Here is a 3255-nt window from a genome sequence, read left to right as displayed (position 1 = left end):
GCGTGGCGACGTCCTAATCTCACAAGGGGCAACCCCTCACTACAATCGGCGCTAAGAAGCTTAACTTCTGTGTTCGACATGGGAACAGGTGTATCCTTCTCGCTATCGCCACCACACTATTTGTTTGAGTAAACTTCGTTCACTCAAAACTGGATCAGAAACTTTTAAACAACCGTGAATCAATTTTTGGTTAAGTCCTCGATCGATTAGTATCAGTCCGCTCCGTACATCACTGCACTTCCACTCCTGACCTATCTACCTGATCATCTCTCAGGGATCTTACTTTCTTAAAGAAATGGGAAATCTCATCTTGAGGTGGGCTTCACACTTAGATGCTTTCAGCGTTTATCCCTTCCCTACATAGCTACCCAGCGATGCCTCTGGCGAGACAACTGGTACACCAGCGGTAAGTCCATCCCGGTCCTCTCGTACTAAGGACAGATCCTCTCAAATTTCCAACGCCCGCGACGGATAGGGACCGAACTGTCTCACGACGTTCTGAACCCAGCTCGCGTGCCGCTTTAATGGGCGAACAGCCCAACCCTTGGGACCGACTACAGCCCCAGGATGCGACGAGCCGACATCGAGGTGCCAAACCTCCCCGTCGATGTGGACTCTTGGGGGAGATAAGCCTGTTATCCCCAGGGTAGCTTTTATCCGTTGAGCGATGGCCCTTCCATGCGGAACCACCGGATCACTAAGCCCGACTTTCGTCCCTGCTCGACTTGTAGGTCTCGCAGTCAAGCTCCCTTGTGCCTTTACACTCTGCGAATGATTTCCAACCATTCTGAGGGAACCTTTGGGCGCCTCCGTTACTCTTTAGGAGGCGACCGCCCCAGTCAAACTGCCCATCTGACACTGTCTCCCACCACGATTAGTGGTGCGGGTTAGAGTGGTCATAACACAAGGGTAGTATCCCACCAGCGCCTCTGTCGAAACTAGCGTCCCGACTTCTACGGCTCCTACCTATCCTGTACATGTGGTACAAACACTCAATATCAAACTGCAGTAAAGCTCCATGGGGTCTTTCCGTCCTGTCGCGGGTAACCTGCATCTTCACAGGTACTAAAATTTCACCGAGTCTCTCGTTGAGACAGTGCCCAAATCGTTACGCCTTTCGTGCGGGTCGGAACTTACCCGACAAGGAATTTCGCTACCTTAGGACCGTTATAGTTACGGCCGCCGTTTACTGGGGCTTCAATTCGTACCTTCGCTTACGCTAAGCACTCCTCTTAACCTTCCAGCACCGGGCAGGCGTCAGCCCCTATACGTCATCTTTCGATTTTGCAGAGACCTGTGTTTTTGATAAACAGTCGCTTGGGCCTATTCACTGCGGCTGATCGTTAGATCAGCACCCCTTCTCCCGAAGTTACGGGGTCATTTTGCCGAGTTCCTTAACGAGAGTTCTCTCGCTCACCTTAGGATTCTCTCCTCGACTACCTGTGTCGGTTTGCGGTACGGGCCATTGTTTTCTCACTAGAAGCTTTTCTCGGCAGTGTGACATCGGGAACTTCGGTACTATTATTTCCCTCCCCATCACAACTTGTCCTTATAGACGTAAGCATTTGACTCACATCAAGACTTATTGCTTGGACAGACATTTCCAATCGTCTGATTCCTTAGCCTCCTGCGTCCCTCCATTGCTCAAACAAAAACAACGGGTACAGGAATATCAACCTGTTATCCATCGCCTACGCCTTTCGGCCTCGGCTTAGGTCCCGACTAACCCTGGGCGGACGAGCCTTCCCCAGGAAACCTTAGTCATTCGGTGGACAGGATTCTCACCTGTCTTTCGCTACTCATACCGGCATTCTCACTTCTAAGCGCTCCAGCAGTCCTCACGATCTACCTTCAACGCCCTTAGAACGCTCTCCTACCAACACACCTTGTGGTGTGCTCCACAGCTTCGGTAAACTATTTAGCCCCGGTACATTTTCGGCGCAGGGTCACTCGACTAGTGAGCTATTACGCACTCTTTAAATGGTGGCTGCTTCTGAGCCAACATCCTAGTTGTCTGTGCAACCCCACATCCTTTTCCACTTAATAGTTATTTGGGGACCTTAGCTGGTGGTCTGGGCTGTTTCCCTTTCGACTATGGATCTTATCACTCACAGTCTGACTCCCAGAGATGAATGGATGGCATTCGGAGTTTATCTGAATTCGGTAACCCGAGATGGGCCCCTAGTCCAAACAGTGCTCTACCTCCATCATTCTTACTCTGAGGCTAGCCCTAAAGCTATTTCGGAGAGAACCAGCTATCTCCAAGTTCGTTTGGAATTTCTCCGCTACCCACACCTCATCCCCGCACTTTTCAACGTACGTGGGTTCGGTCCTCCAGTGCGTTTTACCGCACCTTCAACCTGGACATGGGTAGATCACATGGTTTCGGGTCTACGACCACTTACTCATTCGCCCTATTCAGACTCGCTTTCGCTACGGCTCCGTCTTTTCAACTTAACCTCGCAAGTAATCGTAACTCGCCGGTTCATTCTACAAAAGGCACGCTATCACCCATTAACGGGCTCTAACTTGTTGTAGGCACACGGTTTCAGGATCTATTTCACTCCCCTTCCGGGGTGCTTTTCACCTTTCCCTCACGGTACTGGTTCACTATCGGTCACTAGGGAGTATTTAGCCTTGGGAGATGGTCCTCCCGGATTCCGACGGAATTCCTCGTGTTCCGCCGTACTCAGGATCCTCCTAGGTGCCAGTCAAATTTTGTCTACGGGGCTATTACCCTTTCTAGCGGACCTTTCCAGGTCCTTCGACTATCTCACTGGACTACCATATCGGAGTCCTACAACCCCAAGAGGCAAGCCTCTTGGTTTGGGCTTTTCCCGTTTCGCTCGCCGCTACTCAGGGAATCGAATTTTCTTTCTCTTCCTGCAGGTACTTAGATGTTTCAGTTCTCTGCGTCTACCTCTAATCAGCTATGTATTCACTGAAAAGTAACATCCTATAAAAGATGCTGGGTTTCCCCATTCGGAAATCTCCGGATCAAAGCTTACGTACAGCTCCCCGAAGCATATCGGTGTTAGTCCCGTCCTTCATCGGCTCCTAGTGCCAAGGCATCCACCGTGCGCCCTTATTCACTTAACCTTATCAACCTTGCGGTTGGGTCTTACTAACTTTCATGAGCGATCATTTCCGTTAGTAATAAATAAGCAATTGAACTTATTAAAAAACTCATTCAACGCGGTGTTCTCGGTTTGTTTAAATTATTGTTTCTGTATCCAGTTTTCAATGAACGATTTG

2 rRNA genes are annotated in these 3255 nt (G+C 49.9%); both read right to left on the bottom strand.

From position 1 onward, the window contains the following. Positions 1-116: ribosomal RNA gene (rrf, locus tag EP1_RS13100) — 5S ribosomal RNA — on the bottom strand. A gap of 70 nt (positions 117-186) precedes the next feature. After that, positions 187-3099 (bottom strand): 23S ribosomal RNA (locus tag EP1_RS13095). Positions 3100-3255 lie beyond the last annotated feature (156 nt).

Source organism: Enterococcus pseudoavium NBRC 100491 (assembly GCF_001544295.1).
GTDB lineage: Bacteria > Bacillota > Bacilli > Lactobacillales > Enterococcaceae > Enterococcus_A > Enterococcus_A pseudoavium.
This window is presented reverse-complemented; position numbering and strand designations above follow the sequence as displayed.